Annotated in this window: 25 protein-coding genes and 1 tRNA gene; 15 read left to right on the top strand and 11 right to left on the bottom strand. The window is 67.0% G+C overall.

The genetic code is table 11. The features are described from left to right. Window positions 1-83 precede the first annotated feature (83 nt). Genes ACFRAH_RS17165 through ACFRAH_RS17155 form a run of 3 tightly spaced genes read left to right on the top strand, consistent with a single transcriptional unit; the run spans window position 84 to window position 2,412 of the window. The gene (locus tag ACFRAH_RS17165) at window positions 84-629 is read left to right on the top strand and encodes a sugar O-acetyltransferase (protein WP_377992176.1); all 546 of its coding nucleotides are present in this window, start codon (window positions 84-86) and stop codon (window positions 627-629) included. After that, window positions 626-1,171, top strand: coding sequence for a TetR/AcrR family transcriptional regulator (locus ACFRAH_RS17160; RefSeq protein ID WP_377992108.1), 546 nt, complete (start codon window positions 626-628; stop codon window positions 1,169-1,171). Before ACFRAH_RS17165 ends, ACFRAH_RS17160 begins: the two co-directional genes overlap by 4 nt. Continuing rightward, window positions 1,168-2,412, top strand: a complete 1,245-nt coding sequence (locus ACFRAH_RS17155; protein ID WP_377992107.1) for an MFS transporter — start codon at window positions 1,168-1,170, stop codon at window positions 2,410-2,412. Before ACFRAH_RS17160 ends, ACFRAH_RS17155 begins: the two co-directional genes overlap by 4 nt. Window positions 2,413-2,425: 13 nt before the next feature. Here ACFRAH_RS17155 and ACFRAH_RS17150 read toward each other — a convergent pair whose 3' ends face one another. From ACFRAH_RS17150 to ACFRAH_RS17130, 5 genes are all read right to left on the bottom strand, one after another. Further along, window positions 2,426-3,475, bottom strand: coding sequence for a sulfate/molybdate ABC transporter ATP-binding protein (locus ACFRAH_RS17150; RefSeq protein WP_377992106.1), 1,050 nt, complete (start codon window positions 3,473-3,475; stop codon window positions 2,426-2,428). After that, window positions 3,472-4,341 (bottom strand): ABC transporter permease, encoded by an 870-nt coding sequence (locus tag ACFRAH_RS17145; RefSeq protein WP_377992105.1) that lies wholly within the window; start codon window positions 4,339-4,341, stop codon window positions 3,472-3,474. The genes ACFRAH_RS17150 and ACFRAH_RS17145 overlap by 4 nt, the downstream gene beginning before the upstream one ends. After that, on the bottom strand, window positions 4,316-5,131 hold the full coding sequence (modA, locus tag ACFRAH_RS17140; RefSeq protein ID WP_377992104.1) for a molybdate ABC transporter substrate-binding protein: 816 nt from the start codon (window positions 5,129-5,131) through the stop codon (window positions 4,316-4,318). Before modA ends, ACFRAH_RS17145 begins: the two co-directional genes overlap by 26 nt. Then, window positions 5,128-5,538 (bottom strand): molybdopterin-binding protein, encoded by a 411-nt coding sequence (locus ACFRAH_RS17135; RefSeq protein ID WP_377992103.1) that lies wholly within the window; start codon window positions 5,536-5,538, stop codon window positions 5,128-5,130. Before ACFRAH_RS17135 ends, modA begins: the two co-directional genes overlap by 4 nt. 131 nt (window positions 5,539-5,669) lie before the next feature. Further along, window positions 5,670-5,740 (bottom strand) — tRNA-Cys (locus ACFRAH_RS17130). 214 nt (window positions 5,741-5,954) lie between these two features. Here ACFRAH_RS17130 and ACFRAH_RS17125 point away from each other — a divergent pair. Continuing rightward, window positions 5,955-6,470 carry a flavin reductase family protein gene (locus ACFRAH_RS17125; RefSeq protein ID WP_377992102.1) on the top strand — a complete coding sequence of 172 codons (516 nt, stop codon included), beginning with the start codon at window positions 5,955-5,957 and terminating at the stop codon, window positions 6,468-6,470. A gap of 13 nt (window positions 6,471-6,483) precedes the next feature. Here the strand turns inward: ACFRAH_RS17125 and ACFRAH_RS17120 are convergent, their stop codons facing one another. Beyond that, on the bottom strand, window positions 6,484-8,661 hold the full coding sequence (locus tag ACFRAH_RS17120; RefSeq protein WP_377992101.1) for a glycogen debranching N-terminal domain-containing protein: 2,178 nt from the start codon (window positions 8,659-8,661) through the stop codon (window positions 6,484-6,486). A gap of 127 nt (window positions 8,662-8,788) precedes the next feature. Then, complete coding sequence (locus tag ACFRAH_RS17115) at window positions 8,789-9,310, bottom strand: hypothetical protein (RefSeq protein WP_377992175.1); 522 nt, start codon at window positions 9,308-9,310, stop codon at window positions 8,789-8,791. A gap of 259 nt (window positions 9,311-9,569) precedes the next feature. On the opposite strand from ACFRAH_RS17115, the gene ACFRAH_RS17110 reads away from it, so the two are divergent. Together ACFRAH_RS17110 and ACFRAH_RS17105 are read left to right on the top strand one after the other, a co-directional pair. Continuing rightward, window positions 9,570-10,778, top strand: coding sequence for an aspartate transaminase (locus ACFRAH_RS17110; RefSeq protein WP_377992100.1), 1,209 nt, complete (start codon window positions 9,570-9,572; stop codon window positions 10,776-10,778). Between the two features lie 26 nt (window positions 10,779-10,804). After that, the gene (locus tag ACFRAH_RS17105) at window positions 10,805-11,482 is read left to right on the top strand and encodes a 4-carboxy-4-hydroxy-2-oxoadipate aldolase/oxaloacetate decarboxylase (RefSeq protein ID WP_377964993.1); all 678 of its coding nucleotides are present in this window, start codon (window positions 10,805-10,807) and stop codon (window positions 11,480-11,482) included. 70 nt (window positions 11,483-11,552) lie between these two features. Here the strand turns inward: ACFRAH_RS17105 and ACFRAH_RS17100 are convergent, their stop codons facing one another. The 3 genes from ACFRAH_RS17100 to nac all read right to left on the bottom strand — a co-directional run bounded on the left by ACFRAH_RS17100 (window position 11,553) and on the right by nac (window position 14,890). Continuing rightward, the gene (locus tag ACFRAH_RS17100) at window positions 11,553-13,373 is read right to left on the bottom strand and encodes an HNH endonuclease (RefSeq protein WP_377992099.1); all 1,821 of its coding nucleotides are present in this window, start codon (window positions 13,371-13,373) and stop codon (window positions 11,553-11,555) included. Window positions 13,374-13,600: 227 nt separating this feature from the next. Next, window positions 13,601-13,834, bottom strand: coding sequence for a hypothetical protein (locus tag ACFRAH_RS17095; RefSeq protein WP_377992098.1), 234 nt, complete (start codon window positions 13,832-13,834; stop codon window positions 13,601-13,603). A gap of 135 nt (window positions 13,835-13,969) precedes the next feature. Then, on the bottom strand, window positions 13,970-14,890 hold the full coding sequence (gene nac, locus ACFRAH_RS17090) for a nitrogen assimilation transcriptional regulator NAC (RefSeq protein ID WP_377992097.1): 921 nt from the start codon (window positions 14,888-14,890) through the stop codon (window positions 13,970-13,972). A 546-nt stretch (window positions 14,891-15,436) separates the two neighbouring features. On the opposite strand from nac, the gene ACFRAH_RS17085 reads away from it, so the two are divergent. From ACFRAH_RS17085 to ACFRAH_RS17045, 9 genes are all read left to right on the top strand, one after another. After that, window positions 15,437-16,225 carry a LamB/YcsF family protein gene (locus ACFRAH_RS17085; RefSeq protein WP_377992096.1) on the top strand — a complete coding sequence of 263 codons (789 nt, stop codon included), beginning with the start codon at window positions 15,437-15,439 and terminating at the stop codon, window positions 16,223-16,225. 1 nt (window position 16,226) lies between these two features. After that, window positions 16,227-16,952: an allophanate hydrolase subunit 1 gene (locus tag ACFRAH_RS17080; protein ID WP_377992095.1), complete on the top strand. Its 726-nt coding sequence runs from the start codon at window positions 16,227-16,229 to the stop codon at window positions 16,950-16,952. Continuing rightward, window positions 16,949-17,962 (top strand): biotin-dependent carboxyltransferase family protein, encoded by a 1,014-nt coding sequence (locus tag ACFRAH_RS17075; protein ID WP_377992094.1) that lies wholly within the window; start codon window positions 16,949-16,951, stop codon window positions 17,960-17,962. The genes ACFRAH_RS17080 and ACFRAH_RS17075 overlap by 4 nt, the downstream gene beginning before the upstream one ends. Before the next feature lie 48 nt (window positions 17,963-18,010). Continuing rightward, the gene (locus ACFRAH_RS17070; protein ID WP_377992093.1) at window positions 18,011-19,351 is read left to right on the top strand and encodes an MFS transporter; all 1,341 of its coding nucleotides are present in this window, start codon (window positions 18,011-18,013) and stop codon (window positions 19,349-19,351) included. Between the two features lie 31 nt (window positions 19,352-19,382). Then, on the top strand, window positions 19,383-20,132 hold the full coding sequence (locus ACFRAH_RS17065; protein WP_377992092.1) for an SDR family oxidoreductase: 750 nt from the start codon (window positions 19,383-19,385) through the stop codon (window positions 20,130-20,132). Window positions 20,133-20,207: 75 nt separating this feature from the next. Continuing rightward, the gene (locus tag ACFRAH_RS17060; RefSeq protein WP_377992091.1) at window positions 20,208-21,149 is read left to right on the top strand and encodes a 2-hydroxyacid dehydrogenase; all 942 of its coding nucleotides are present in this window, start codon (window positions 20,208-20,210) and stop codon (window positions 21,147-21,149) included. Between the two features lie 81 nt (window positions 21,150-21,230). Next, the gene (locus tag ACFRAH_RS17055; protein ID WP_377992090.1) at window positions 21,231-22,001 is read left to right on the top strand and encodes an SDR family oxidoreductase; all 771 of its coding nucleotides are present in this window, start codon (window positions 21,231-21,233) and stop codon (window positions 21,999-22,001) included. Beyond that, window positions 22,001-23,092 carry an L-idonate 5-dehydrogenase gene (locus tag ACFRAH_RS17050; RefSeq protein ID WP_377992089.1) on the top strand — a complete coding sequence of 364 codons (1,092 nt, stop codon included), beginning with the start codon at window positions 22,001-22,003 and terminating at the stop codon, window positions 23,090-23,092. The genes ACFRAH_RS17055 and ACFRAH_RS17050 overlap by 1 nt, the downstream gene beginning before the upstream one ends. After that, complete coding sequence (locus tag ACFRAH_RS17045) at window positions 23,089-23,592, top strand: gluconokinase (protein ID WP_377992088.1); 504 nt, start codon at window positions 23,089-23,091, stop codon at window positions 23,590-23,592. Before ACFRAH_RS17050 ends, ACFRAH_RS17045 begins: the two co-directional genes overlap by 4 nt. A gap of 9 nt (window positions 23,593-23,601) precedes the next feature. On the opposite strand, the gene ACFRAH_RS17040 is transcribed toward ACFRAH_RS17045, so the two are convergent. After that, window positions 23,602-24,054, bottom strand: a complete 453-nt coding sequence (locus tag ACFRAH_RS17040) for a hypothetical protein (protein ID WP_377992087.1) — start codon at window positions 24,052-24,054, stop codon at window positions 23,602-23,604. Between the last annotated feature and the right edge of the window lie 152 nt (window positions 24,055-24,206).

Below are 24,206 nucleotides of genomic sequence, written 5' to 3'. Positions count from 1 at the left end.
TACGCAAACAGTGTACGTTTGTACATAACGCCCTTCTGGAAGGAATCACCGTGGAGCAGTACTTTGCCGGCGACAGCCGCACCATGCAGGAGCGGATGCTTGCCGGGGACCTCTACATCGCCGACGATCCGAACCTCGCCGCTGACAGCATCCGCGGCATGGAACTCGCCGACCGCTACGGCCGCACGTGGATGGCGGACCGCGCGGAGGCGAAGCAGATCCTCGAGGACCTCCTCGGATCCATCGGGAAGGACACCGAGATCCGGCCGCCGCTGTTTGTGGACTACGGCAAGTACATCCGGATCGGCGCGCGGACCTTCATTAACTTCAACTTCACCGCACTGGACGTCGCCGCCATCACCATCGGCGACGACGTCCAGATCGGTCCCAATGTCCAGCTGCTCACGCCCACCCACCCGGTGGAGCCCGGCCCTCGGCGCGACAAGCTTGAGGCGGCGCAGCCCATCACCATCGGCGACAACGTCTGGATTGGCGGCGGTGCGATCATCCTGCCCGGCGTGAGCGTGGGGGAGAACTCGGTGATCGGCGCCGGATCCGTGGTCACGAAGGACGTGCCACCCAACGTCGTCGCCGTCGGCAATCCTGCCCGCGTTATCCGCAGCATATGAGCGCGCGGCGGCACGACCCCAACCGCCGCCAGCGCCTCATCGAGGTGGCGCTCGACGTCATCGCCGAACACGGTGTCGCGGCCACCACGCACCGGAAGGTCGCCCAGGCCGCGGATGTACCCCTCGGGTCGCTGACCTACCATTTCACTGGCCTCGACGAGCTGCTCGCCGCCGCCTTCACGAAGCTCGCCGATGACACCGCCGACGTATTCGAGGCAGCACTGGCCGGCGCCGGGGACCGGGACGCCGCGCGGGAAGCGGTGGTGCAGCTCATCACCGGGGAGATGCTGGGGGAGCGCCGGAACATCCTGCTGACCTACGAGCTGTACGCCCTGGCCGCGCGCCGCCCGGACCTGCGCCGCGTGACCGACACCTGGATGGCGAGGAGCCGGGCCGCCCTGGCGAGGCACTTCGATCCGGACACAACAGTGATGCTCGACGCCCTGATCGAGGGCCTTTCCATCCACCGGGCACTGGCCCTGAACCCCATGTCCGCCCAGACCGTCCGCGACGCCGTGAACAGAATCGTGACCCCGCAGTGAACAGCCCATCGGCAACAGCCGCCACCCCCGTCGCACCGACCCGCAGCCCTGGCAAGGCCCGCGCCGCGGTGGCCCTGCTCTTCCTCACCAACGGCGCGCTGTTCGCCAACCTGCTGCCGCGCTACCCGGCCATCATGGAGGACCTGGGCCTGAGCAACGCGGCATTCGGCCTGGCCGTGGCGGCCTTCCCGCTGGGGGCGCTGATCGCCGGCCTCGCCTCCGGCGCCCTGATCCGCCGCTTCCGGTCCTCCCGGGTCGCGGTGGCGGGCACCATCCTGACCAGCGCCGGGATCCTGTGCGCGGGCATGGCCCCTTCCTGGGCCATGCTGGCCGCCGCGCTTTTCTTCGCCGGAGCCATGGACGCCGTCACCGACGTGGCACAGAATGCCCACGGTCTGCGCGTCCAGAGGCTCTACCGGCGCTCCATCATCAACTCCCTGCACGCGGTATGGAGCATCGGTGCCGTGCTGGGCGGCCTGATGGGTGCCGCGGCGGCGGGCCTGAAGCTCGCGCCCGGAATCCACCTCAGCATCTCCGCCGCCGTCTTCGCGGCGGTGACGCTGTGCTGCTACCGCTTCCTGCTTCCGGGACCGGAAACGGACGACGCCGGTGCTGCCGCCGCCGCTGCGGACGCGGCACCGGCCCCGGACGCACGAAACGCCGCCCGGGGAACAGCCGCCAAGTACGGCATCCTGGCCGCGCTGGTGCTCATCGCCACGGCCGGCGCCCTGGTGGAGGATGCCGGCAGTTCCTGGTCCGCCATCTACCTCAGCGACAGCCTGGGTGCTGCCACCACCATCGCCGGGCTCGGCTTCGTGGCGCTGACCGGCGCCCAGTTCATCGGCCGCCTGCTGGGTGACCGGCTGGTGGACCGCTTCGGCCAGCGGACGGTGGCGCGCGCCGGCGGAATGATTGCCGCCGTGGGGATGGGAACGGCCCTGCTTGTTCCCAGCATCCCCGGAACCGTCCTCGGCTTCGCGGCGGCAGGCCTCGGTGTGGCAACCCTTGTTCCCGCCGCAATGCATGCGGCGGATGAACTCCCCGGGCTGCGGCCCGGAACGGGACTCACCATGGTCAGCTGGCTGATGCGCGTCGGCTTCCTGGTATCGCCTCCGGTGGTGGGCGCCATCGCGGACGCCGCCAGCCTGCGTGCCGGCCTCTTTGTGGTGCCGCTGGCGGGCCTCCTGGTCCTGGCGCTGTCACCGGTCCTGGCCAGGCGTGCGGCTGTCCCCGCTCCCTAAAGGCGGTCCCAACCTACGCCGGATAAATGGCGATGGCCGTGGCCTTGACGACGAAGTAGACGGTCATCCCCGGTGTGAGCGCAAGGTCCGCCGACGCTGCCGGGGTGATGTCCGCGGACAGGCCGCCGGCGTGGACCCGGATCTGGCCGCCGTGGGGTTCCAAGTCGGTGATGGTGACGGCGAACGAGTTCCGCGGGCTGCCGTGCTCATCGCTCCGGAAGACCGAGACCGCCGTCGGCGAGAAGACGGCGACGCCGTCCTGGCCGGGGACGGCACCGTCCTCGGGGTGCGCGGTGATGTCCAGCCCGCCGTCGGAAATCAGTCCGTGCCCGGTGATGGTGCCGGTGAGGAGGTTCATGCCCGCCAGCCCGGCGGCGAACCTGCTGTGCGGTTTTTCCAGCACGGCGCGGGTGGGACCTTCCTCGGTGATCCGGCCGCCTTCGACCACGATGGCCCGGTCGGCCAGCATGAGGGCATCCAGGACATCGTGTGTGATGATGATGGCCCTGCGGTTGGCGAGGACACGTTTGAGGAGCCTGCGCAGCATGGGGGCGGCATGGATGTCGAGGGCGGCCATGGGCTCGTCGAGGAGCAGCAGTTCGGGGTCCGTGGCCAGCGCACGGGCGATGGCGACGCGCTGCGCCTGCCCGCCCGAGAGCTGCCCGGGACGCCGGTCCGCGAACTCCGCGGCCTCCACTTCGGCCAGCCAGTGCCGCGCCGTCTGCAGTGCGCCGGCCCGGCGGGCCCCGGCTGCGCGCGGCCCGAAGGCGACGTTCTCCAGTACGCTCATGTGCGGAAACAGCAGCGGTTCCTGGGCAAGCAGCGCTGTTCCCCGGGCGTGCGGCGGCAGGAATTGGCTGTTGCCGCCGTCGAGGTTGAAGAGTGTCTTCTGTCCGAGGACCGCGTGCCCGCTGTCGGGGCGGAGGAGCCCGGCGATGACCCCCAGCAGTGTCGACTTGCCGGCGCCGTTGGGCCCGAGCACCGCGACGGTTTCCGTCGGGCCCAGGCTGAGGGATACGTCGAAGTTCCTGGCACGCAGGGCGGCCGTGAATGTGAAGGTCATTCTGCCGGTCCTGCCTCTGCGGCCAGCTCCCGCGGGCGCCGGTAGGAAAGTCCGACGACGGCGACCGCCACCGCGACCAGGACCAGGGAAAGGGCGACGGCGGCATCGGCGTCAGTCTCCCGCTGCAGGTAGATCTCCAGCGGCAGCGTGCGGGTGATGCCCTGCAGGCTGCCCGCGAAGGTCAGCGTGGCGCCGAACTCACCGAGGCAGCGGGCGAAGGACAGCACGGCGCCGGAGGCGAGTCCGGGCAGCACCAGCGGGATGCTGACGCGGCGCAGCACCGTGGTGGGGCGGGCGCCGAGCGTTGCCGCCACCGCCTCGTACTTGGTGCCCGCGGTCCGCAGGGCGCCTTCGAGGCTGACCACCAGGAACGGCAGCGCCACGAACGTCTGGGCAAGAACGACGGCGGTGGTGGAGAAGGCGATCTGGATCCCCGCCAGCTCCAGACTCCGGCCGAGCAGGCCCTGCCGGCCGAACGTGTACAGGAGGGCAATGCCGCCGACGACGGGCGGCAGTACCAGCGGGAGCAGCACGAAGGCCCGCAGCAGGCGCTGGCCCGGGAAGCTGGCCCGGGCCAGGACGAGGGCCAGCGGCACACCGAGCAGGACGCACAGCACAGTGCTGGCGGCCGACGTCCGCAGGCTCAGGCCCAGCGCGGTGAGGGAGGATTCCGAGGTGATGAGCGGGATGAACTGCCCCCAGTTGACCCTGGCCACCATGGCGGCCAGCGGCAGCAGGACAAACAGGCTGCCTGCTGCCGCGAGGGCAAATACCCACGGCGGGACACCGGTGTAGCCCGTGTCCCGCCGGGTTGTTTTCCTGCTGCCGGCAGGCTTGGTGCTACGGGGTGCCGAAACCGGCGTCACTGAGGACCTTCCTGCCTTCGCTGCCGGTGACCATGGCGACGAAGGCCTTGGCCAGCTCCTTGTTCCTGCTGCTTCCCACGGTGGCGATCGGGTACGTGTTCACGGCCTGGTCCGCCTCGCCGAACGTAATGCCCTTGACCTTGTCGCCCGCGCCCTTGACGTCCGTGACGTACACCAGGCCGGCGTCGGCCTCCCCTGAAGTGACCTTGCCCAGGACGTCAGTGACGGAGGATTCCTCACTGACAGGTTTCAGGGTGGTTCCGGTGGCCTTTTCCACCTTCTCGGTGGCGGAGCCGCAGGGCACCTGCGGTGCGCAGACAACCACCTTGACGCCCGGTTTGGCCAGGTCGGCGAAGGAACTGATCGACGCCGGATTGGCCGGCGGGACCGCGATCTCCAGGACGTTCGTGGCAAAGTTGCTTGCCGTTCCGTCGATGAGCTTGGCGTCGGAGACCTTGTCCATGTTTTTGGTGTCCGCGGAGGCGAACACGTCGGCCGGTGCGCCCTGGCTGATCTGGGTGGCCAGGTCCGAGGACCCGGCGAAGTTCAGCGTGACCTTGGTGCCCGGGTTTGCGGCCTCAAACTCTGCGGCGATCTTGGTGAACGTGGCCTTCAGGGAAGCGGCAGCGTAAACGGTCACGGTGCCGGACTGACCGGCAGAGCTGCTGCCCGCCGTCGAACTTCCGCCCGCCGCTCCGGACCCTGTGGAGGACGCCGCGCAGCCTCCCAGTCCGATTGCGAGGACGCCGGCGGTCAAAAGCACGCCGAGGCGCACGCGGGTGATGCTCATATGATGCTCTTTCCTTGCGGTGTTTCGATGATGACCGTGGTGGCCTTGACCACGGCGGTGGCCACCGATCCGAGTTCCAGGCCGAGGTCCCTGACGGCTTCGCTGCTCATCAAGGAGACGACGCGGAATGGCCCGCACTGCAGCTCGACCTGCGCCATGACCTTGTCTGCGGTGATGCCGGTGACCAGGCCAACGAATCGGTTCCGGGCAGAGCTGCCCACGCGGGTGGGGTCATCGGGCAGCTGGGCCTGGTCGCGGGCGAGCTGTGCCAGCTCCAGTCCGTCGACGGCCAGCCTGCCGGAGGCGTCCTTGGCGGGCGTGAGGGTCCCGTTCTCGGTCCAGCGGCGGACGGTGTCGTCGCTGACGCCCAGAAAGCGCGCGGCTTCGGAGATGCGGATTTTCGGCATGACACCATGATTACTCATTTGCGGTGATCAGAAGGAGTTATTTCCGCAAATCAGGAATGTGACATGAGCAAGGAGGCGGCTGACCGCCGCCGCGGTACGTGGGTGCAGAGCCGGCGTCGGACATTTTCCTGACGTGATGGCGGGATTCGAACCCGCGTCAACGGTTTTGCAGACCGCTCCCTGTCCACTCGGGCACACCACGTACCGGAAGCCTAGGCACGCTCCGGCCCGGGTGTCCTGCATGTGTAGAACTCGGTCATTACATTGCGGCTGACGACGCGCACACCCTCTGTTTTGTTACGTCCCGCTGCGGGCGGTGAAGCTGGGTTTCGGCGCGCGTCCATAGATTTCAGCCCGGGTTGGGAACCGCGCAATGAGGTGCTTGATTGGGCTTACACGTATCGAAAGGACTCGCCATGACGGAACTCTCAGACCTCAGCCCGCGCCGGATCCGCAACGTGCTGGGCCACTTCGCAACCGGCCTGACCGTGATCACGGCGGCGACGGAGAACGGCCCCGCCGGGTTCACCTGCCAGTCCTTCGCGTCCCTTTCACTGGAGCCGGCCCTGGTCACCTTCAGCCCGGCACGGACCTCCAGCACCTGGCCGCTGCTGCGTGCTGCGGGCCGCTTTACCATCAACGTCCTCCCCGCCGAACACCAGCACCTGGCGGCGCAGTTCGCGCGGTCCGGGGCCGACAAGTTCGCCGGCGTCGATCACTCGCCGTCGCCACTCGGCAACCCCGTCCTGGATGGCGCCCTGGCTTGGGTGGACTGCGAGCTGCACCAGGAGTACGACGGCGGCGACCACACCATCGTGGTGGCGGCGGTCCGCGCCCTCAGCGCCCGTTCCGACGTCGATCCCCTCCTGTTCTTCAAGGGTGGCTACGTCTCCGTGCAGGAAAGTGCCAGGATCCTGGAGGGCGCCGCATGACACGCGGACGCCACTAGCGCCCCCAGCTTTCGGACTGTTCCCTGCGCCGTTGACCGGCCATCTCGACGAGTTCGATCATCCAGGGCCGGTGCCCCTGGTGGAACGTCATCCCGTCGGGAAGTCCCTGGACGGACGGGACGGAATCGGCAATGTCGATGGTGACGCGGCCGCCGCCCAGGGGAGCGTTGGTGATGTGCAGGTTCCCAAAGGCCGCTGGAAGGACGGGATCCATCCAGACGCCGCCGGCGGACACGACGGGGTCGTACCGCATCAGGCTGGTCACCAGCTGGATCGGTGCGGTCGCCGCCCAAGCCTGCGGAGAGCACGCCGTCGGATAGGGGACCGGCGCGGCCAGCTGCTCCCGGCTGAAACCGCAGAACAGCTCAGGGAGCCGGCCGTCGGAGTACTCGGCCGCATCCATCATGCCGGTGGCGATCCGCTGCGCCTCCTCCACGAAGCCGTAGCGGAGCAGTCCCGCGGCGACGATGGCGTTATCGTGAGGCCACACCGATCCGTTGTGGTAGCTGGCGGGGTTGTAGGCGCCCATGTCGCTGGCGAGGGTGCGCACGCCCCAGCCGCTGAACATTTCCGGGGACATCAGGTGTTCGGCCACCATGGGAGCCTTGTCCTGGTCGATGAGTCCCTGCAGCATGCAGTGCCCCATGTTCGACGCGCACGCGTCCACCTGTCTTTTCTTGCCGTCCAGGGCAATGGCGTAGTACCCGCGTTCGGGGATCCAGAACTGCTCGTTGAACTGTTTTTTCAGCCGGGCGGCACGGTCGGTGAGTTCATTCCCGAGAGCCGCATCACCGGCGTCGTACGCCAGCCAGGCGCGCGAAAGGTAGGCGACGTAGACATAGGCCTGGACCTCGCACAGTGCGATCGGCGGCTCGGCCAGCCTGCCGTTGGCGAAGTTGATCCCGTCCCAGGAATCCTTCCAGCCCTGGTTGATGAGCCCCTGGTCGTTGAGGCGCTCGTATTCGACGAAGCCGTCGCCGTCCCTGTCCCCGTACTTCGTGATCCACTCGAGGGCGCGGTCTGCATGTGGCAGCAGGGCGGCGATCGTGTCCGCGGCGAAACCCCAGCGGCTGACCGCCCCGAGCACCATCAGGAACAGGGGCGTGGCGTCGACGCTGCCGTAATAGTTGGACTTGCCGCCCAGCGACAGGCCGCTGGAGACGTCGAGCCGGACCTCGTGGAGGATCTTGCCGGGTTCCTCCTCGGTCATGGGGTCCACCATGGATCCCTGACGGTCCGCGAGTGTCTGCAGGGTGCCCAGCGCCAGTGACGGATCCACCGGCATGGCCATCACCGAGGCCCAGAGCGAGTCACGCCCGAACAGCGTCATGAACCACGGCGCCCCGGCGGCCACCACTACACGCTCAGGATGGTCGGGGTCCTCGATCCGCAGGGCGCCGAGGTCGTCGTAGCTGCGGCGCAGGGTCCGTTCAACCGACCGGTTGCCCATCTGCAGGAGCGGAATCTTCGCCACCCATTCCCGCCGGCGGAGGTCCCTGGGCGACAATCCATCCCCCTCGGCGTGGACGAAGGCCATGGCCGAGGTGGACCCGTCGGGGCTGGGCAGTACCGTCAGGACTGTGCTCCAGTGTCCGTGCGCCGGAACCGTGGCGCGGTACGTCACCGCGTCCGCCGAGACCTCCGCGCCCGGGGCCTGGACCACAACGCCCTTCCGGACGTCCTGCCACGCCGCACGGATGGTGAGTGCACCGCCGTCGGACTGCCGTGTTTCGTCCCAGCGCCGCAGGATCCGGGCCTCTTTCACCTCGAAGAGGTCCGCGAAGTCCGCGCCGATCGTCAGCGTGATGATGCAGTTGACCGGCTCCAGGGAGAAGTTCCGTACGGTGACCTGCTCCTGGATCCCGGCCCCCACTTCGCGGAGCCGCTCCACGATGAGCGGACTGTCGGCGTAACCGTCAGAGCGGGGTACCCGTCCGACGAACAGGGCCCGGTACGGTTCCTTCGTCTCTGCCGCCAGCGGCTCCAGCGCCTGGCCGTCGACCGTCAGGTTCCAGCCCGAGAGGATGCGGGCGTCCTGCACAAAAAGGCCGTGCGGATGATCGGCACTGATGTCCCCGTTCGGCAAGGAAATGCAGAAGGACGACCCCTCCACCAGGGTGACCGTCCCGGCCCCCAGAGGGCCCGCCGCCGTATCAGCATTCCATCCGGCCATCGCGGCCACCTCCGAGCAACTTAGCAACAGCGCAACTAGCAACAGCGTGCAGTTCGACGCTACGCCTGCTCGCCCAGCCTAGCTAGGCCTTGTTTTACGGGGTTGGATGACGACGGCGGGTGCAGACTCACGCCGGGATCGCGCCGGCTTCCGGCTGGATGCCCCAGGTCATCTTCCGGATGGTTTCGCGTTGCAGCCCGCTGAGGGCGGCGAGCTCGTAATCATCCAGGACTCCCCGCCGTCGTGCTGCCGCCAGAAGGTTGAGGCGGCAGTCTTCCAGCATGGTCCTGGACTCTTCAAGTTCAGCCAGCTCCGACTTGAGCCGGCTGATAACCGCAAGATGCTCCGCTTCCCGCGTGCCGGACGGCACCAGATCATCGGCCGACAGACCCACGGTGCGGACCGCCCAGCGGGAGAGCCCCGCGGCCGCGGCGAGCCGGGTGACCTTCATGCCGTCGCAGAGCGCCTGCGCGATCTGCTGGTTCAGGCGGACGGAGAGGGCACGGACGCTGGTGGCGTTGAAAGAAATCCGCTGCTTGTTGTCCTTGAGCAGCTTTCGGGTCTTCTCGGCCTGGGCGGCGGCCTGGTCCGGTTTAGCAGTTCCCCGGTAGCGGTAGTAGCCCTCGCGGCGGTCGTCGCCCTCCAGCACAGCCAAGAGCACTCCTCGGTTCGGATTCACATCGGGCTCACCAAGAAGGCTAGGCAGAACGGGCGGACGGGCGGAAATACCTATAGTGCGTGGAGCCATAACCAAAAAGTTTGGGTTGGATGCTTTTGCTGGAGCCCGACGGCGGGTCCATAAGAGACGCTTATCCGTCCACGCAGATTAGGTCTTATCCATACCGGCCGGGATTCCCTAGTGTCGAAGGAACGAGTATCGCTCCGTCCTGACTCCCTAGGAAGAGACCATGTCTGAATTTGAACCTGCATCTCGAGTGACCCGCATCAAGCAATCGGCCAGCGTGGCCGCAGCAGCCCGCGTACGTGAGCTCAAGGCAGAAGGGCGCCGGATCCTGGACCTGACGGTCGGTGAGCCGGACTTCGATACCCCTGAGCACATCAAGGCCGCCGCGGTTGGGGCAATCAGCAAGGGCGAGACGAAGTACACCTCTGTCACCGGTACGCCCGCGCTGCAGAAGGCAATCCTCCAGACCATCGAGCTGCGCAGCGGCATCCACTACACCCCTGCCGAGATCACCATCGGCGGCGGCGCGAAGCAGGTCATCTTCACCGCATTCATGGCTTCTCTCGACGCCGGCGACGAGGTTGTGGTTCCCGCGCCGTACTGGGTCTCCTACCCGGACATGGTGCTCGCCAACGAGGGCACACCGGTAATAGTCACCTGCGGCGAGGAGTCTGGCTTCAAGCTCACCCCCGAGGCCCTGGCCGGGGCCCTGAACGAGCGGACCAAGTGGGTCATCCTCAACACCCCGTCCAACCCCACGGGCGCCGTCTACTCCCGGTCCGAGCTCCGGGCGCTGGCGGATGTCCTCGCCAACTTCCCGCAGGTTTACGTCCTCACCGATGAGATCTACGACCAGATCTACTTCGGTTCGGGCCGGATCTCTAGCCTGGTCGAGGTTGCTCCGGAACTGAAGGACCGGATCCTTGCCGTCAACGGCGTTTCCAAGGCCTACGCCATGACCGGCTGGCGGCTGGGCTACGCCGCCGGACCCGCACCACTGATCGCGGCGATCAACAAGCTCCAGTCACAGATCTCCTCGTGCCCCTCGTCCGTGAGCCAGGCCGCCAGCGTCGCCGCGCTCACGGGCGACCAGACCTTCGTGCGGGAAAGCGTGGAGGTCTACCGCAGCCGGCGCGACGCGGCAGTCACCGCACTGAACGCCGTCGAGGGCCTTTCATGCGCGACGCCGGAAGGCGCCTTCTACGCGTACGTCAACTGCGGCGGTGCCATCGGCAAGACCACCCCGGAGGGGAAGGTCATCGCCAACGACGAGGACTTCACGCTCTACCTGCTCGAGGCAGCATCCGTCGCAGTGATCCAGGGATCGGCCTATGGACTGGGCCCGTACTTCCGCATCTCCTACGCCACCAGCCTCGACGTCATCGAAGAATCCATCGCGGCCATCGACAAGGCCGTCCGGGCCCTCAGCTAACCCCCCACCCAATCGAAGGAAAATCCGTGATCCACGTAAAGACCAACATCGAACGCCCTGACGCCGACGCCGTCCGCCGCCTGGCGCAGTTCTCCTCGGCCACGATCCACGAGGCCCAGGGCCGCAAGGGGGCGCTCAGCTCCAAGATCAAGCCGATCGACCGCAGCATGTCCTTCTGCGGCCCCGCCACCACCGTCCGTTGCGCACCGCGGGACAACCTCATGCTGCAGGTTGCCATCCACTACGCCGAGGCGGGGGACGTTGTCCTGGTTTCGGCGGGGGAGTACGAGGAAGCCGGCACCTTCGGCGACGTCCTCGGCAACGCCATGAAGGCCAAGGGACTCGCTGGCATGGTGACGGACTCCGGCGTCCGCGACACCCAGGACCTGATCGAGCTGGGTCTGCCCGTCTTCTCCGGAAGTGTCTCCATCAAGGGCACCGTTAAGGAAACCATCGGCCCCATCAACCACCCGGTGGTCTTCGGCGACGAGATCATCTACCCCGGCGACGTCCTGCGCGGCGACGCCGACGGTGTAGTTGTGGTCCGGAAGGACGAGATCGAGGAAGTCATCCGCCTTTCCCAGGAACGTGACGACGCCGAGCGCAATCTCATCGAGCTCTACAAGGCCGGCGGAACCACCATCGAGCTGTGCAACCTCACCGAGGTTCTCAAGGCCAAGGGTCTGCTCGTCGAGCACGCATAGCCGCTTATTCAAGTAGTCGCGTATTTCCATGGTGACGACGCCGGCCATCACCTCAGGCGGGGCAGTACTACTACTGTCCCGCCTGAAGCGCGTTAATGCTGCCGGGCTGTGCCGCGCCACTTACGCCGGTTGGTTCGCTTACCGAGGCTCCCGGCGGACCGGTTTCACCCAGCCCGGTTCCGGTCAGCCTGGTTCCGGGCAGCGGCGGTGCGGTTGAGCGGTAGGTGTGGCCGGTGGGGGTGGTGATTTCGAAGGTGTGTCTTGGTCCTGGTCTGGGTTGGGCTTTCCAGCCGGGGAGTTCTTTGGTGTGGTTGCAGGCTTCGCAGAGTCCGGCGCCGTTGGCGAGGGATGTTGGGCCGTCGTCGTGCCAGGGGATGATGTGGTCGTGGTGGCGGATGGGGGCGTCGCAGTAGGGGGTCCGGCACGTGTCGTCCCTGACCTGGATGAAGCGGCGCAGTGGTGGCGGGAAGAGCCTGCGCCGGGAGTCCATGGCGACGAGGTCGCCGGTGTCCGGGGCGGTGTAGAGCCGCCGGAGCCAGATTTTCAGGTCCTTGACCGCGTCTTTTGCGGCGTCTTCCTGGTGCGCGGTTTCCTGTGCCTGTTCGGGGTTGACGAGTTCGCGTGCCCATGCGGCGGGGACGATGCCGTAGCCGGTGAGTCTTGCTGGTTCGCTGTCGCCTCGGAGGAGGGCGCGGTCGGTCATGACCAGATTGACCTCGATGCCGGTGATGCCGCCGGGGGCGCCGGTGGTCCTTTCGACGAGGGTGTCGGCCATGGCCTGGTTCCGGGACCGCGGATCCCCCGCGGAGCGGAGGGCATCGGCCTTACTGGTCAGGGCCGTGTAGACGGCGACGCCCTGGTGGGCGGGCAGCAGTGCTGTCAGGTAGGTCATGCAGTCGGGGGCCGGGCGCAGGCTCACGCCCCGTTCGGAGGCGGCGTGGCTGGATCGTTGGGTGATGGAGCGCGGATCCCTGCGGACCGCGGCGGCTTTGACGGCGGCGATGACCCCGCGGGTCCCGACCCCGTCGAAGGTCCCCGTATCGGCGGCGAGTTCCTCATCGACCGCGGCCCGGTCTTCGACGGTCAGGCAGGCCGTTTCCTTCACGACATACATGGCCTTTTCTTCATTCAGCTGGCCGGTATCCAGTGCACCGAGGGCGTGGGGCATCTCGGTGACCAGGGCCTTGGCCATGCCAAGCAGCCGCCCGCCGCGGTGCGGGGACTCGCCCCGGGCCAGGGCGATCTGTTCGGCGACGCCGGTGGTGTGTTCTTGGGGGCGTTTCCTGCCAAGGTCCTCGGCCGAGAGGGTGCTGCGGTGGGCCTGCCCTGGGCTGGTCCCGGCTTCGAGTTCGGCTTGTTCCTGCCGCTGTCTTGCTTCGAGCGCGACGGCTAGCCGGGCCTGTTGCCCGGCGATCATGGCCTTGACGTTCTCGCCCGCCCGGATCTGGTCGATCAGCCCGGGACCGTCGGCGGTGAGATCGGCCCGCAAAAGGGTCTTTACCTCCCCGATCCGGTCGTCGAGACTCGGCCGGGGTGTGCCCGTGCAGGAGGCCCCGCTACCGGTGAACTGGGAATGGTAAAACAGCGCCTCGGGAAACGGGTCCTCCGGGAAATCGCCGTCGGCATACTCTCCTCCGGGGAACGGGTCCTCCGGATACACGGCGTCGGGATGATCGTCGAAGGGAACGCCGTCCTCCAGGAACCCGTCCCCGGGGAACCCAGCCCCGGCGAAGCCATCGAACGGGAAAACCTCGCCGGTGAGCCAACCGGCGGGCACCGCGTCAAAAGGGAAAACTGCGGCCGGAACAAGGGCTTCCGGAACCGCGGCAGCATGCAGGGCGGCGCCGCGCGGCGCCGCTCCTGCCAGTGCTGGATTCCCGATGACCTCCATGCCCACAGTCTGCCAAGGGGGTACGACAATTTAAGGCGGATCAGGCACCAGATGCGGGGGTGATCCAAAATTTTTTTGGATCCACTCGAGAACGAAAACTTGGTGGCAGATCAGTCCATTGGCACGCACGGAAGACGCGCGTTTCGGCAAGCTCAACCGGCGGCAGCACCGCCGTCGTACGCGGCTTCACTGCGCCCGGGCGGAACCGGCGGTTCCAGGGGGAGCCGCTAGACGCGGTGGGGGACCGGATAGGCCGGGGCGCCGAAGACGGCGTCCTCCAGGTACCAGACCGTCGAGCCGCCGCTGCTGACCGGCATGAGGCTGCCCTCGAATACGAAGATCGGAGCCGCGGACCGGTCCTCCGGCCGCCAGAAACCGTTGGTGGGGCAGTGGGACCCGGTTTTCGCCATAAGTCCCAGGCTCGGGTCGGTAGTTCTCCTGATGGTGCTGAGCTTCTTCATGGCAGACTCCCCGTTGATTCTGTTTGTGGAAAGTGCTTTTCCACAATTTCTTGGCTTGCTGCCAATATTAGAATCCCGGGGAGCGGGTTACTAAGACAAATGATGTGTGCCCTAATAAGCGGAACCTATGAACGCCTAGCGGCCATACTTATCGCTGAGCATTTCCTGCAGCATTTCCTTCAGCACGAGGAGCACCGCCGACGCCGCCTCCGAGAGGGGATCGTGGTCGGGAGTGCATAGCGCGATCTTGCACTGCAGAGCAGGGTCAACGATCCGCAGGACTTTGAAGTCCTCCTCATGGAACAGCGCGTCCGCCGCAGACTTGGGCAGGATGGTGGCTCCGAGGTCCGCACGCAGCAGCCGGGTGAGGGACGGCACCGACTCCACCTCGCCCACGAGCTGGAGCTTCAGGCCCTTGCTGTCGAAGCCGGCCTCGACCGCCTGGCGCAGGGTGTGGATCTTCTCAGGCAGGAAGAGCCCAAGGCGGGCCACCTCCTCCAGGGTGATCTCGCCATTGCTGGCGTTGACATCCGGCCTGGCGGCATTGACCACCAGGTGCAGGTCCTCGACGATCATCGTGGTGAACAGGACGCCGCGGATGGGGCCGGGCTCGTAAATGAGGGCCATGTCCAGCCGGCCGTTCTTGATGGCCTCGCTCAGGACGCCGCCGTAGATTTCGGTGACGTGCAGCACGATGTCCGGGTACCGGCGGGCCACTTCGCTGATGATCTGCGGGGTGAGGCTGGACGCCATGCTGTAGGGCGCAATGGCAATCGATACACGGCCCGACGGCGCGGCCCCCGACTTGGCAACGTCCGTCCGGGCCTGCGCGACAAGCCGCAGGATCGACTGGGCGTGCCGGTACAGCGTGTGCCCGGCCGCCGTGGGCTGCACTCCCTGCTTGCTGCGGATCAGCAGCCGCTGCTTGAGCTCGTTCTCCAGTGCCGAAACCTGCTGGCTCAGGGCCGGCTGGGCAACATGCAGAGCCGCCGCGGCCTTCGTGATGCTCCCCGAGTCCACGATCTGTACGAAGTACGCAAGTTTCCTGGTGTCCACGGCCGCCCTCTCTCTTTGCGTCGTCCTGAACCCACAGAAGGTCATAACGGGTAGCTATGAAGGGATACGCAATAGGTCTTTGTGTGATCCACATCGCTGACACTAGGTTGAACCCAGAACGCTATTTCACTAGGCGTACATTCTATCCCCTCCGGCGACATGCAAATTCCTGATGGGGGCAGATGCATTTTGCATGGTATTCGCTTTTACCGGAATTGCCGGTTTCTTTTACATTCCGGAAATAAACGCTCCATATGTTCAAAGGAACGAGGGCCGGCCGCCAGGGCCGAATCCTCCTTTGCGGAAGGAAACGGTCATGGACTCCACTGCAGCGGTGGTCATAACCAGCGCCTATCCCGTGACACCGATTACGTCTTTGTGTGAGCCAAACCCCAATGCCAGACTTTTTAGCAGAAGCCGGTAGCCCGGCACCGCCGAACCGGAGACCCTTACCGGGGCCCGTTCGGACAGACCTCATCACCAGCGCAGCTGATCCCGTTGCCCCTGCGGGCAGGGCTGCTGCTAACCACCCCAGGAAGGCAGATAATGGGACCCACAGTTGATCTCGTAGCAGATCTCGGAGAAGGCTTCGGCGCCTACTCGATGGGCGACGACGCGGCCCTGCTTGAGGTGGTTTCCAGTGCCAACATCGCCTGCGGCTTCCACGCCGGTGACCCGGATATCATGCATGCCACGGTCGCCGAATGTGTCCGCCGCGGCGTCAGCATCGGGGCGCACCCGAGCTTCCCGGACCTGCGGGGCTTTGGCCGGCGCGCCATGGACCTGACGGCGGACGAGGTCCGCAACGACGTCCTGTACCAGTTCGGTGCGCTGAGCGCCTTCGCCGCGTACCACGGCACCAGCGTCGTCCACATTGCGCCGCACGGCCGCCTGGGCAACCTCGTGGCCACCCGCCCGGATTATGCCGCTGCGGTTGCCGATGCCGCCGCCCGCCTGAATCCAGGCCTCATCGTCCTGGCGCAGGACGGCGAACTGGCCACCGCTGCCGCTGAACGGCAGCTTCCGGTCGGCATAGTGGGCATCGCCGACCGCGCCTACGAGGCCGACGGCACCCTGGTGCCCCGCAGCCGGCCCGGCGCCGTGATCCACGATCCGGCAGCCATCGTTGACCGCACCGTCCGCATGGTCTGCGAGGGGCTCATCGAGACCGTCGCCGGCACGGACCTGCCGATCGTTGCCGACACCGTCCTCCTCCACGGCGACACCCCCGGTGCGGTGCAGCTGGCCCGCCAGGTCCGCGCCGAACTGGAGAACGCCGGAGTGGCCATCGCCCCGCTTCCCCAGGTTCTGGCAGCCAAAGTGAAGGTCGCCTGACGTGGCTGCCACCCCAAATCCAACTCCCGTGGAGATCTTTGAATCGGGGGATTCCGCCCTCCGGGTGGTCGCCTCCTCCGCTGACACGGAGGCCAACTGGAGCACCGTCCACTCACTTGCGCAGTGGCTTGAGACTGCAGAGGCCGACGGCGTACACGGCGCCGTGCCGACGTACGACTCGCTGCTCGTGGAATTTGACCCCGGGGTCACCTCTGCGCGCCAGGTCCGGGCCTTTGTCCTCCTCGGCATGCGCCAGCTTGAGCACACCGGTGCACCCGCCCGCACGCCGCGGGAGTTCAGTGTCCCCGTGGTTTACGGCGGCGAGTACGGCCCCGACCTGGAACGCGTCGCCGAGCACGAACAGCTTTCCGTGGAGGAGATCATCGCGCTCCACACGGCCAAGTCCTACATCATCCGTTGCCTGGGTGCTCCGGCCGGTTCGCCCATGATGGACGGCCCCGATTTTCCGCTTCCGGTCCCGCGGCTGAAGGACCCCCGGCTGTCCGTTCCCGCGGGTGCCGTGGCCGTGGCCGGCCGGCAGGCTGTCATCGCTCCGGCGGTGGCTCCCGGCGGATGGTGCGTCATCGGCCAGACCCCGCTGACCGTCCTGGACGCCACCAGTGAACCGCTGGTTCCCTACCTTCCCGGCGACCGCCTGACGTTCCGCCAGATCCGGCCGGAAGAATTCGCAGACTACGCCGGCCGGAAGCTGGAGGCAGCACGATGAGCGGGTCACTGATCATCCAGCAGCCCGGAAACTCGGTGGTCACGGACCTGGGACGCTTCCGCGGACCCCGGTTCGGACTGCCCGTCAACGGGGCCCTCGACCAGTTCTCGGCGCGCGCCGCGAACGTCCTCGCCGCCAACGCTGACAACGCTCCGTTGCTGGAAATCACCGCCCTCGACTTCCGGATGCGGACCACCAGCGACATCCTCATCGCCGTCACGGGCGCACCGCTGACGCTCACCGTTGACGGGCGCGAATGCCCGCAGTGGGAGCCGGTGTCCGTCCGTGCCGGGGAAACCGTGGCGGTGCGCCGCATCACCGGCGGCCTCCGCGCCTATCTTGCCGTTCACGGTTCGGTCGAGGCGCCGGCCCTGCTGGGAAGCTGCGCCCCTGATACAGTCATCGGCTTTGGCCTTCGGCTCTCCGAGGGGACCGAGCTGAAGACCTCCCGGAGTGTCGGACCCATCCGGCAGCCATACTTTGACCTTCCGCTGTTCCGGCTGGGGCTGACCCGGCCCGAGTTCAGCAGCACGGCGGTCATTGACGTCACGGACGGTCCGGACGTCGACGAATTCGGTGACACAGCAGAGCTGCTGTACAACACCGAATACACCGTCAGCGCCCGGAGCAACCACATCGGGCTGCGCCTCGGCGGTGCCCTTCCCGAACGCCAATCGTCAGCCGAAGTTCTGTCCCGCGGCGTTCCCGTGGGGGCCATCGAGGTTCCGTCCAGGGAGGAGCTGCTGGTGCTGCACCGCGGACGCGGCGTCACCGCCGGCTATCCCGTCCTGGCAGTGGTCACCAGCCGCTCCCTGGACACCCTCGCCCAGGCCCGGCCCGGGCACACCGTCACCTTCCGCAAAACCACCGTCCCCGAAGCGACAGCAAAGCATCGGGCCGCATTACGGGAACTGGAGAACCTCCGCTCCCGCGTCAGCACAGTCTTCGCCCTCCTCGGCATCGGCAAAGAGCCCGGCTGGCCGCAGCTGGTACCGGCGGCCGGCAGCTAAGGATCACCGATGCCCTCCCCTCGAACCAAGTCCAAGTAAGGAATGAAGATGTCTACACCAACGCGTGCGAGTGCACCGCAGCACGACCGCCTCGATGCGAGGCAGACCCGGAAAGTCGTCACCGCCGGGTGCGTCGGGATTTTTGTTGAGCTTTACGACAACGGCATTTTCGCCTTCATGGCCGGAACGCTGGCGCTCGTGTTCCTGGCTCCCGGAAACCCGGACAACGCCTTGCTGTTCGTGTTCGCCGGCTATGCTGTGTCCTTCTTCGTCCGCCCCTTGGGCGCCGTCGTCTGCGGCATCCTGGGCGACAAGATTGGGCGCCAAAAACTTCTGGTCTTCGTCATCCTGCTGATCAGCATCGCCACAGCCGGCATCGGGATCCTGCCCACTTACTCGGCCATCGGCATCGCGGCTCCCGTGCTGCTTGTGCTGCTCCGCCTGCTGCAGGGCTTCTCCGTCGGCGGCGAAGCTGCCGGCGCCATGACCTTCCTCGCCGAGCACGCCCCTGAAGGCAAGCGCGGCATCATCACCTCCTACGCCCAGATCGCCTCCTTCGCTGCCCTGCTCACCGGCACCCTGGTCGCGTTCTCCATGTCGCCTTGGCTCACGCAGGCAGCGATCGACGGCGGCGGCTTCGGCTCGTTCGCATGGCGCATCCCGTTCCTCGTCGCCATCCCCATGGGCGTCATTGGCTGGTACATCCGCAAGGCCATCGCGGACACCCCCAACTTCGTGAAGCTGAAGGAAGAGGGCGGCCTGTCCAAGAACCCCCTCAAGGAAGCCTTCGCCTCCGCCGAACACCGCCGCGCCATGCTGCTGGCCCTGTTCATCCCGCTCATGAACGGCTCCGGCTACTACGTCCTGTTCTCCTACATGCCGACGTTCCTCAAGGGCAAGCAGCTCAACTTCACCATCGGTGAGGCACTCCTCGTCACCGCCTGCAGCCTCGTGGTCATCTGCATCGCCATCCCGTTCATGGGTGCCCTCTCCGACCGCATCGGCCGGAAGAAGGTTATTGCCGGCTCGGCAATCGCCATGGCTGTCCTCGGCATTCCCTCCTACGCACTGATCGCCACCGGCAACATGGCCCTGGCCATCCTGGGCGCCTGCATCATGGCCATCGTCTTCGCCGGGCACACCGCGGTGATCCACATCCTGATCGTGGAACTGTTCCCCACCCGCGTCCGGTACTCGGCCTACGGCCTGGGCTACAACATCTCCTCGGCACTCTTCGGCGGAACCGCCCCGCTGCTGATGACGTGGCTGATTTCCTCCACCGGCAACATCTACATGCCCGCCTTCTACGCCGTCATCACGGCGCTGGGCACGCTGGCAGCCGTCAGCACCGTCAAGGACCGGGCGCACCTGCCGCTCCGCGACGCATAACACTTACCACTGCACTAACCAGGAGACTTAAATGCCGTTTTCAGACTACTCAACCGCCCTCGTCACCGGCGCCTCAACAGGCATGGGTGCCGCGATCGCCGAGCGCCTCGCCAAGCGCGGACTCACCGTCCACGCCGTGGCCCGCAACGAGGAGCGACTGAACGACCTGGCCGACAAGACCGGCGCCATTCCCCACGTCGTCGACCTGACCGACACCGCGGCCCTCGCCGCCGCCGTCGGAGACCTGGAAATCGATGTCCTGGTGAACTGCGCCGGCGTGTCCCGGCCGGGCAACATTCTGGACTCCTCGGAGAGCGACATCGACGAACTCGTGGACGTCAACCTCCGCGGCCTGCTCCAGCTCACCCGCCTGGTCCTGCCGGGCATGGTGGAACGCGACCGCGGCCATGTCATCAACATCAGCTCCATCGCCGGTGTGTACAACTTCTACGGCCACACGGTCTACCACGCCACGAAGGCAGCCGTGCACCAGATCTCCCGGCAGCTGCGCAACGACACGGTCGGCAAGCGCATCCGCGTCACCGAGATCTGCCCCGGACGCGTGGAAACCGAGATCTTCGGCCGCAACATGGGCGGCACGCCCGAGGCCATGGAAGAGGCGTGGAAGACGTATTACGAAGGCTACGAGTCCCTGACGACGGACGATATCGTCAACGCCATGGACTACGCCATCGAAACGCCCCGCCACGTGAACGTGGGGATGCTGGAAATCATGCCCACCTTCCAGGTCCCCGGCGGGCTCACGTTCGACCGGCGCTAGCCGCCAGCGGGCCCGGCAACCAGTTGCCGGGCCCGTCCAGTACATCCCAGACCCCCAGAATCGATAGGTTTTCCGATGCAAACTGTCCGCACCGTCAGCTTCCCCGACGCCCAGCTGCTCGCCGATCTCTCACCCCTTCCCGAGGGGCTCAAGGCGGTGGTGTGGGACTTGAAGTCGGCTCCCGAAGGCGGGACGCTGGGTGAGATCGACGGCGTCATCCTCCCGTACATCAACGCCGGTGCGGTTCTGGGGGCCCTCTCCCAGGTCGAAAACCTGAAGTACGTCCAGACCCAGTCCACCGGATACGACGGCGTCATCGAGGCGGCCGGTCCGGCGGCCGGCGTCGCCAGCGCCTCCGGGGTGCACGCTGCGGCGACGGCGGAACTTGCGGTAGGCCTGATCCTGGCCAAACTGCGCGGCATCGACCAGGCCGTCCGCGACCAGCAGCACGGCCTCTGGCGGCCGGAGCGGCGCCAGTCCCTGGCGGACCGGCGCGTGCTGCTGCTGGGCGTCGGCGGGATCGGGCACGAGATCGCCCGCCGGCTGGAGCCCTTCGAGGTTACCGTTACCCGGGTGGGAAGCTCGGCCCGCACGGACGAGCACGGCGAGGTCCACGCCTCCAGCGAGCTGCCTGCCCTGGCTGCCACGCACGACATCCTCGTTTCGGTGCTGCCGTTGAACGAACAGACCCACCAGCTGATCGGTGAAGAGGTCCTCGCTGCGCTGCCCGACGGCGCCCTGGTGGTGAACGTGGGCCGCGGCCCGGTGGTGGACACGGCTGCCCTGACCAAGGAAGTCCTCTCCGGCCGCCTGAACTGCGCCCTCGACGTCGTCGATCCCGAGCCGCTGCCGCAGGACCACGCGCTGTGGACCGCGCCCAACGCCCTGATCACGCCCCACGTGGGCGGCAACGCGTCAGCCTTCGAGCCGCGGATCCTGAAGCTCCTGCGCAAGCAGCTCGAAGCCCTTGCCGCAGGGCAGGCCCCGGCCAACCTGGTCCAGCAGGGTCCCTTCTAAACCGCGCCCTGACCGGGCCCCGGCGACAACAACAACCATTTCGCGCACTGCGCAGACCGCGGCGAAGGAGCTGCTCTTTTCATGACTTCACTTTTTGATTTGACCGGGCGGGTTGCCTTGGTGACTGGTTCGAGCCGGGGGATTGGTAACGCGTTGGCGCGGGGTTTGGCTGATGCGGGGGCGACGGTGGTGTTGAACGGTGTTAATCCGGAGCGGTTGAAGGCGGCGGAGGCGGCGATGGCTGCTGATTACGCGCCGGGCCGGGTGCACAGTGTGGCGTTTGATGTCACCGATGATGCCGCGGCCGCTGCCGGTGTGGCGTGGGTGGAGGAGCATGTGGGTCCTTTGGAGGTCCTGGTGAACAATGCCGGGATCCAGCACCGGGTGCCGATGCTGGAGCTGGATGTCGCGGACTGGGAGCGGGTGATCTCCACGGACCTGACCAGCGCGTTCCTGGTGGGGCGGGCGGCGGCCCGGCACATGATTGGCCGCGGTCACGGGAAGATCATCAATATCTGTTCGGTGCAGACGGACCTGGCCCGGCCCACGATCGCCCCGTATGTGGCGGCGAAGGGCGGGTTGCGGAACCTGACCCGGGCGATGACCGCGGAGTGGGCGGGGTCGGGGCTGCAGATCAACGGGATCGCGCCGGGGTACATCCATACCGAGATGACGCAGAACCTGGTGGACGATGAGCAGTTCAATTCCTGGATCCTGGGCCGGACCCCGGCGGCGCGGTGGGGCACGGTGCAGGATTTGGCGGGCCCGGCGGTGTGGCTGGCCTCGGCGGGGTCTGATTTCGTGAACGGGCAGACGATCTTTATCGACGGCGGAATGACGGTGGTGGTCTGATGACACGCACAACAGAAACAGCAGCGGCAGCGGAAACGGCGCTTCCGGTGTCAGGTCCGGCGGTGGTCGCGCACGGCAAAGGGGACCTGCGGATCGATGAGCTCCCGGTCAGGGAGCCGGCCGCTGATGAGGCGGTGGTGGAGGTCCTGTACGGGGGGATTTGCGGGTCTGACCTACATTACTGGCTGCACGGCGCGGCGGGCGAGTCGATCCTGAAGGCCCCGCTGGTGCTGGGCCATGAGATTTCGGGCCGGGTCGTCAAGGCAGCGGCCAACGGGTCCGGGCCGGTGGCGGGGACGCCGGTGGCGGTGCACCCGGCCACCCCGGGACCCGGTGACGGGACGGTGAAGTACCCGCAGGAGCGGCCGAACCTGTCCCCGGGGTGCACGTACCTGGGCTCCGCGGCGCGGTTCCCGCACACGGACGGGGCGTTCAGCCGGTACGTGAACCTGCCGGTCCGGATGCTCCGTGCCCTGCCCGGAACCCTGGACCTGCGGACCGCGGCACTGATTGAACCGGCGTCTGTGGCGTGGCATGCGGTGTCCCGGGCCGGGGACGTGGCCGGCAAAACGGCCCTCGTGATCGGGTCCGGCCCGATCGGGGCGCTGACCGTCGCCGTGCTCAAGCGTGCCGGGGCGGGCCGGATCGTCGCGGTCGACATGCACGCCAAGCCGCTGGAGATCGCCACGGCGGTGGGCGCGGACGAGGTCCTCAACGCCGCCGACACCGACGCGATCGCCGCGGTGCAGGCCGACGTCGTGATCGAATCCTCCGGGAACCACCACGGCCTGGCCTCCGCCATCACCGGTGCGGGCCGGGGCGGGACCGTGGTCATGGTCGGGCTGCTGCCCACCGGGCCCCAGCCGGTCCTGATTTCCCTGGCCATCACCCGCGAACTGGACCTCAAGGGCTCGTTCCGGTTCAACGACGAAATCGACGAGGTCATCACCGCCCTCGCCGAGGGATCCCTCCACATCGGACCGGTCATCACCCACGACTACCCCGTCACCGACGCCCTCGAAGCGTTCGACACCGCCCGCAACTCCGCCCAATCCGGCAAAGTCCTCCTCAACTTCGGAGAAGCATCATGATCACGAACCTGCCGCCCCTGGTTGTCATGGGCGTTTCCGGCTGCGGAAAGTCGACTGTCGGCGCGCTGCTGGGTGAGCGCCTGGGCGTTCCCTTCTTCGACGGCGACGACTTCCATCCGCCGGCCAACAAGGCCAAGATGGCCAGCGGCACTCCGCTGAATGACGAGGACAGGGCACCCTGGCTCGCCGAAATCGGGGCCGCGCTGGCAACGCGCGGCGACGGCGAGGGCACGCGCATCATCGCCTGCTCGGCGCTCAAGCGCAGCTACCGCGACCTGCTCCGCAGCTTCGTCCCGGACCTGGTGTTCATCCACCTCTCCGGCGAGGAAGCCACCATTTCGGGCCGGATCAGCGGCAGGGCGCACGAGTACATGCCCAGCAGCCTCCTGGCGTCGCAGCTGGCAACGCTGGAGCCGCTCGGCGCCGATGAAGCGCATATTTCCGTGGATATCCTCGGCGATCCGGCATCGCTGGTGGACGGGATCGTCCGCGGGCTGTAGTTTTCCTGCCTACCGCTGGGGCACAATCCCACTGCCCGCGCCCTTGGCGAGCTCCACCTCGGTGTTGATGATTTCGGCCGAGCACTGGAACTGCACGGTGCAGCTTTGCAGCACCACCGTGGCCGCGGCCGTGCCCTCGTTGAACGCCATCACGTTGGGGATCACCCGGATGGTGACCGTCTGGGCTTTGTGGGTGCAGCTGAGCTCCGCGTTTCCGAGGCCGCCGGCGATCCGTCCGTCGCTGACCCGTTGATTCAGCTGGATGACGGGTACTGCTGTAACCAGGGTGGGGTCGGTGTCGCAGACGAACGTGACCGGAATATCGACGGCGGCGCCGTCGGCGACGAGGATTCCGGGCCCGGCGCTGACGAGCGTCGCGGGGGCTGCGTGGGCGGGGCCGGCGACGGCCATGAGGACGGCGGTGAGGGCGACGGTGGCGAGGCGGCTTCTGGAGCCTAACATCAGGTTTCTCCCTTGGGGCGGGGTGGATTGGGTCATTGCTGCCAAACGTCCGCGCGGCCGAAAGTCCGGCTGACCGCACAGTACTTCCGTACTCGTTACGGTGACAAGAACCAAAAACAAAGGGAAGCGGACGACGGCGGGAGGTCCCGCCG

The organism is Arthrobacter sp. NPDC056727, assembly GCF_042790555.1.
Classification (GTDB): Bacteria; Actinomycetota; Actinomycetes; order Actinomycetales; family Micrococcaceae; genus Arthrobacter.
This window is presented reverse-complemented; position numbering and strand designations above follow the sequence as displayed.